Annotated in this window: 7 protein-coding genes; 5 read left to right on the forward strand and 2 right to left on the reverse strand. The window is 72.3% G+C overall.

The features are described from left to right. The first annotated feature begins 4 nt into the window (after positions 1-4). The gene (locus N542_RS0117990; RefSeq protein ID WP_028645119.1) at positions 5-466 is read left to right on the forward strand and encodes a DUF6328 family protein; all 462 of its coding nucleotides are present in this window, start codon (positions 5-7) and stop codon (positions 464-466) included. Here N542_RS0117990 and N542_RS0117995 read toward each other — a convergent pair. Beyond that, positions 463-1,869, reverse strand: coding sequence for a sensor histidine kinase (locus N542_RS0117995; RefSeq protein WP_028645120.1), 1,407 nt, complete (start codon positions 1,867-1,869; stop codon positions 463-465). The two genes, N542_RS0117990 and N542_RS0117995, sit on opposite strands and share 4 nt — an antisense overlap. Then, positions 1,866-2,543: a response regulator transcription factor gene (locus tag N542_RS0118000; protein ID WP_028645121.1), complete on the reverse strand. Its 678-nt coding sequence runs from the start codon at positions 2,541-2,543 to the stop codon at positions 1,866-1,868. The genes N542_RS0117995 and N542_RS0118000 overlap by 4 nt, the downstream gene beginning before the upstream one ends. 68 nt (positions 2,544-2,611) lie before the next feature. On the opposite strand from N542_RS0118000, the gene N542_RS0118005 reads away from it, so the two are divergent. The 4 genes from N542_RS0118005 (at position 2,612) to N542_RS0118020 (ending at position 5,786) form a co-directional block, all read left to right on the forward strand. Next, positions 2,612-3,559 carry an ABC transporter ATP-binding protein gene (locus tag N542_RS0118005; protein ID WP_028645122.1) on the forward strand — a complete coding sequence of 316 codons (948 nt, stop codon included), beginning with the start codon at positions 2,612-2,614 and terminating at the stop codon, positions 3,557-3,559. Next, positions 3,556-4,431, forward strand: a complete 876-nt coding sequence (locus tag N542_RS0118010) for an ABC transporter permease (protein ID WP_028645123.1) — start codon at positions 3,556-3,558, stop codon at positions 4,429-4,431. The genes N542_RS0118005 and N542_RS0118010 overlap by 4 nt, the downstream gene beginning before the upstream one ends. A gap of 5 nt (positions 4,432-4,436) precedes the next feature. Beyond that, the gene (locus N542_RS26780) at positions 4,437-5,228 is read left to right on the forward strand and encodes a hypothetical protein (RefSeq protein WP_051552013.1); all 792 of its coding nucleotides are present in this window, start codon (positions 4,437-4,439) and stop codon (positions 5,226-5,228) included. 93 nt (positions 5,229-5,321) lie between these two features. Next, positions 5,322-5,786: a DUF2231 domain-containing protein gene (locus N542_RS0118020; protein ID WP_028645124.1), complete on the forward strand. Its 465-nt coding sequence runs from the start codon at positions 5,322-5,324 to the stop codon at positions 5,784-5,786. Positions 5,787-6,112: the final 326 nt, after the last annotated feature.

A 6,112-nucleotide genomic window follows, 5' to 3' on the forward strand; every position in this document is an offset into this window, starting at 1 on the left:
ATCCGTGGACGAGGGCCGTCGAGAGACCGAGGACGAGCGCGTCGACCGCAAGTTCGGTGATCTCCTGCAGGAGCTGCGGGTCATGCAGACCGGTGCCCAGCTGACGGCCGGGTTCCTGCTGACCCTGCCCTTCCAGCAGAAGTTCGCCGAACTCGACGACTTCCAGCTGGCCCTCTACCTGACGCTCGTGCTGCTGGCCGCGCTCACCACGGTGCTCGTCCTCGCGCCGGTCGCGGTCCACCGGTGGCTCTCGGGCGACCACGTGAAGCAACGGGTGCTGCTCGTGGCCCACCGCCTCGTGTGCTGCGCCCTCACGGCGATCGCGCTGCTCGTCGCCGGCATGGTGCTCTTCATCGTCGACATGGTCGCCGACCGCACGTGGGCCGCGATCGCGGGCGGCGGCGTCGCGGTCGTGCTGGTCCTCCTCATGGTCGTGCTGCCGATGCGTCTGGACCGGGCGGGCTAGGCGTCGCCGGCCGGGAGGATCACCGAGACGACCATGGCGGCGCCGTGGTCGCACCGGACCGGCGTGGACCTGCCGTGACTGGTGTGCGTGCCGGCGAAGCACAGGCGCAGCTCGCCGCCGGCCCTGGTGACGATCTCGTCGACGAGGGAGAGCCCCAGGCCCGCCCCCGGCCGGGCGCGCGCCTCGGGCGAGCGGGCGAACCGGTGGGTGGCCTCGGTGAGCAGCGATGCGTCCATCCCGTCGCCGTCGTCCTCGACACCCACCCGGACCCAGTCACCCCCGTCGGCGCCGGACACGCTGACCACCACAGGCGCCCGACCGTGCAGGAGCGCGTTCTGGATCAGGTTGTCCACGACCCGCTCCAGCGCCAGCGGGCCCACGGCGGCCGAGAGGGTGCCCCGGGTCGCGCTGAGCGTCACGTCGGCCGCCCGGTCCGGCAGGGCCACGCGGCGGCGCTCGACGACAGACCCGACGACCGCGGCGACGTCGGCGGTCTCGCCCGCCACCGCGGTCGTCGAGCCCAGCTCGAGCAGCTGCTCGGCCAGGTCGGCGAGGCGGGAGACGTCGACCATCAGCTCCTCGAGCACCCGCTCGTGCTCCTCGACGCTCCTGGTCCGGCGACGGGCGAGCTGGATCCGGCTCTTCAGCAAGGTGAGGGGGGTGCGCAGCTCGTGGCTGGCGTCGTCGACGAAGCGGCGCTCGTGCTCCAGCGACCGCTCGAGCGCGGCCAGCATGTCGTTGAGCGTGTGGCCGAGGCGGGTCACCTCGTCGTCCCGGCCAGGGGGTACGTCGAGGCGCAGCCCGGTCGCGCCGCCGGCGATGTCGGCGGCGCGGCGGCGGTAGCGCTCGACCGGGCGCAGGGCGGCGCGGGCCAGCACGTCGCCCACGACCGCGGCCACCGCCAGCGCACCCAGCCCGGCGAGGGTCAGCTGGAGCAGGAGCTCACGCAGCGCCTCGTCGCGGTGGTCGCGGCGCACGGCGACCACGAGGTAGCGGGCCCCGGGCACGACCGCGGTCGCGCGGACCCGGTAGGGGTCGGCAGTGGCCGGCAGGAGCGTGCCGATCTCGGTGGTGAGCGGGCCCGAACCGACGTGCTGGAGCTGCGTCGCGTCGACGAGCGGCCGCTGGGGGACCGGGCCGCCGGAGTCGACGACCCGGGCCCGCGCGTCGAGGACCTGCCAGCCGACCCCGGTCGCTGCGGCTGCCTCGGGTGCGGTGACGTGGCCGGTCGGGTCGACCAGCGCGGTGATGGTCGCCGCGGCCTGGGCCAGCTCGGTGTCGAGCCCACGGTCCAGCGCGTACTCGACCCGCCAGTAGACGAACGCCCCGGCCGCGGTCAGCAGGACGAGCATGGCGACGACGAAGCCGGCCACGAGCCGGATCCGCAGGGGGAGCCTGCTCACGTGCCGTCGACCCGGTAGCCGGCGCCACGGACTGTCGTGATGGTGCTGGTGCCGAAGGGGCGGTCGATCTTGGCGCGGATCGCCGCCAGGTGCACGTCGATGACGTTGCTGCGCAGGTCGGTCTCCCCGTCCCACACCTGGTCGAGGATGGCGTAGCGCGACACGACCTGGCCGGCGCGGGAGACCAGCAGGTGCAGCACGTCGAACTCGCGTGCCGACAGCTCGATCGGCGTACCCGCACGCGAGACCCGGCGCGACATCGGGTCGACGACGAGGTCGCCCACCTCGACGACCGCCTCCTCGCCGTACGACGAGCGCCGTCGCAGCGCCCGCAGCCGGGCCAGCAGCTCGTCGAGGTCGAACGGCTTGGCGAGGTAGTCGTCGGCTCCTGCGTCGAGCCCGTCGACGCGGTCACGCACGTCGGCGCGTGCGGTGAGCATCAGCACGGGGGTGGTGACGCCCAGGCTGCGCAGCCGCCGGCACACGGAGCGGCCGTCCGTGCCGGGCAGCATCCAGTCGAGGAGCAGGACGTCGTACGGGATGCCGTCGGGCAGCGCCCGCCCGTAGGCGGCCGTGCCGTCGTGGACGACCTCGACGTCCCAGCCGGCCTCGGTGAGCGACTGGTCGAGCAGATCGGCCAACCGGACGTCGTCTTCGGCCACCAGGATGCGCACGCACCTACTGTGCACCCGGGCCGATGGATTCATCGTCCCTTCATGTTGCCCGTCCTACGGTGCGCGACATGACCGACGTACTCGCAGTCGACGCCGTGGGCGTCACCAAGACCTTCGGCGCCGTGCGCGCCGTCGACGACATCTCCGTCCGGGTCAAGGCGGGGGAGGTGTACGGCGTCCTCGGGCCCAACGGTGCCGGCAAGACGACCTTCCTGCGGATGCTCTTCGGGCTGATCCGGCCCGACAGCGGGACGATCGAGGTGTTCGGCCGGACGTGGGACGAGGCCGGGGTCGGCGTCCTCGACGGCGTCGCCGGCTTCATCGAGAGCCCGAAGTTCTACCCGTACCTCACCGGTCGCCAGAACCTCGAGGGCCTGGCCCTCCTCGACGGCGGGGTCCGGCCCGGCCTGCTCGACGAGGTGCTCGACCTGGTCGAGATGACCGAGCGGGCCGACCAGAAGGTCGGCGGCTACTCCTACGGGATGCGGCAGCGCCTGGGCGTGGCCGCCAGCCTGCTGCGCGAGCCGCGCCTGCTGGTCCTCGACGAGCCCGCCAACGGCCTGGACCCCGCAGGCATCCGGGACATGCGGGCCCTGGTGAAGCGGCTGGCGGCCAGCGGGCTGACGGTCCTGCTCAGCTCCCACCACATGGACGAGGTCGAGGAGATCTGCGACAACGTCACGATCATGCGCCGCGGATCGGTCGCCTTCCACGGCAGCATCGCCGACCTGCGCGCGATGGCGCCCGACCCGGGTCACCGGATGGTCACGTCGGACGACGACCGCGCGGTCGCCCTCGCCGCGCGGCACCCTGCCGTGTCCGTCGTCCGCGACCCCGACCCGGACGGTCGCCCGGCGCTCGCCGTGACCGGCCCCCAGCGCCAGGTCTCGGGCTACGTGGCCTCGATCGTGCAGGCCGACGTGGAGCTGCTCGAGCTCACCCCGACGCAGACGCCCCTGGAGGCGTTGTTCTTCATGCTCACCGACGACGAGACCGAGATGGAGGGTGCGCGATGAGCACCACGGAGACCCTGCCCACGGGCCACGAGGTGGTCGCAACGCCGGTACGCCGACGCGGCGGGGTGCTCTCGGCCCTGCGGTGGGAGCTGCGCAAGCTGCGCGCGCAGTACCGCGCCCGCGCCGTACTGCTCGGTGCGCTGCTGATGCCGATCGTGGTCGTGGTGGTGATCCAGGGCCAGTCCCGACCACCCAAGGACACGCTGCTCGGCCGGTTCGCGACCGAGAACGGCTTCGCGCTGGCACTCCTGGTGCTCGGCTTCGCGTCGCAGTGGGTCCTCCCGCTGCTCACGGCCATCGTGGCCGGCGACATCTTCGCCAGCGAGGACCAGCACGGCACCTGGAAGACGGTCCTCACCCGCTCGACCAGCCGGGGCCGGCTCTTCTGGGCCAAGACCCTGACCGCCGCAGGCTTCGCGGCCCTCGTGCTGCTGGTGCTGGCGGTGTCCACCATCGCGTCCAGCCTGCTGATCGTGGGCCACCAACCCCTGATCGGGCTCTCCGGCCAGACGATCCCCACCGCCGAGGCGCTCCGGCTCGTCGCCGCGAGCTGGGCCACGATGCTGCCCCCGATGCTCGGCTTCACCTGCCTGGCGATCCTCCTGTCGGTCTGGTCGCGCAACCCGGCGGTCGGCATCGCCGCTCCGGTCGTGATCGGCATGGTCATGCAGCTCGTGGGCGCGCTCGGCGGCGTCGAGGCGATCCGTCCCTTCCTGCTGAGCACGCCGTTCGAGGCGTGGCACGGCCTGCTCACCCAGCCTCGGTTCACCGGGCCCCTCGTCGAGGGTCTGCTGACCAGCGGTGCCTGGTGCGCCGGGTCGCTCGCCATCGCCTTCGTCCTGCTCCGCCACCGCGACATCACTGGAGGCTGACCGCCATGCGCCGCACGATCATCACCATCCTGACCGCACTCGTCGTGGTGCTCGGGCTCGGGACCGCCGTCATCGCCGCCAACGGCGGGGACAGCAGCACCGTCACCCGGGCCCGCCTGGAGCGCTCGCTGCCGACCACCTTCGCCAACCTCTACGTCACGCAGGCCGCGCTCCAGGGGCGGACCGGGATCACCGCCGCCTCGGTCCACCCCCAGGCGATGTGCGACAAGGCCGGCGCCGTCGGCAAGGACATCGGGCCGGGTGGCGACTGGGTGTGCCTGATGAGCTGGACCGACCCCGAGGTCCCGATGCCGCCCGAGGGCTACGGCAAGTTCGAGCTCAACGTCCACAGCAACGACTGCTACACCGCCAGCGGACCCAGCAAGCTCACCGGCTTCCTCACCATGACCGACAGCAAGGGGCGAGAGGTCACCAACCCGGTCTTCGAGTTCGACGGCTGCTTCGACCCGCACGGCGACAACGCGGCGACGGGGGTGGTCTTCCCCTCGCTGCTCAACGCCACCAGCACGACGGTGACCCCGGACCCGCAGGGGCGGGCCAGCATCCAGGTGACCTGTGGCACCGGTGACCAGGGGTGCGCCGGCACCGTGGCCGTCACGGCCGGCGGCACCGACCTCGGGACGGTGCCGTACGACCTCCAGGAGGAGTCGACCGGGACGGTCGTCGCACCGAAGCGGCTGCCTGCCGGCGCGAAGGAGGTGACCTTCACCGTGCGACCGACCACCGGTGTCGGCCCCACCTCACCGGTCGTGCTCCCGGTGCAGCCGGCCGGGTGACCTGGATCCGACGCCGCGTCGGCATCCGGCCGACGCGGCGCCCCGTGGCTGAGCCCCCGTGCGCAACCGGCGCCTTACGAAAGGACAACCTGCGTGCCCTCCGAGATCTTCGGTCTGCCGATCCATCCGCTGCTGGTGCACGCGACGGTGGTGTTCGTGCCCCTCGCCGTGGTGTTGGTGATCGGTGCCGTGCTGGTGCCGCGCTTCCGCGCCTGGGCCGGCCCGCTGCCAGCAGCGGTGAGCCTGGTCGCGCTCATCCTCACGCCGCTGTCGACGGCCAGCGGCGAGAACCTCGAGCACGACCTGCCGCACAGCGCCCTGATCGAGCGGCACGCCGAGCTCGGCGACCAGCTGCTCCTCTTCACGATCGCGCTCTTCGTCTTCGCGGCCGGCTTCTGGTGGATGACCCGCACCGGTGCCGACCGCAGCCGACTGCCGAGCTGGCTCGTGATGGTGGTCGGGACCCTGGCGATCGTGACCGCGGTCGCGACCGGCGTGCAGGTGGCTCGGATCGGCCACAGCGGCGCCGAGGCGGCCTGGTCCGACGTGGGGTCGTGACGTATCGGGCCAAGGGGTGGCGTCGCGTCGTTGGTTGAGGTGTGAGGCGCGCTGGCGCCGAGCCTCGAAACCATCGTCGGCTGTGTGGGTGTCGCGTCGTTGGTTGAGGTGTGAGGCGCGCTAGCGCCGAGCCTCGAAACCATCGTCAGCTGTGAGGTTGTGGTGACGTTGGTTGAGGTGTGAGGCGCGCTAGCGCCGAGCCTCGAAACCATCGTCACCTGTGGGGTGGTGGTGACGTTGGTTGAGGTGTGAGGCGCGCCAGCGCCGAGCCTCGAAACCATCGTCACGTGTGGGGTGGTCTCGAGGCTCAGGCCTGGCGGCCTTCG

The organism is Nocardioides sp. URHA0020 (genome assembly GCF_000620705.1).
Classification (GTDB): Bacteria; Actinomycetota; Actinomycetes; order Propionibacteriales; family Nocardioidaceae; genus Nocardioides.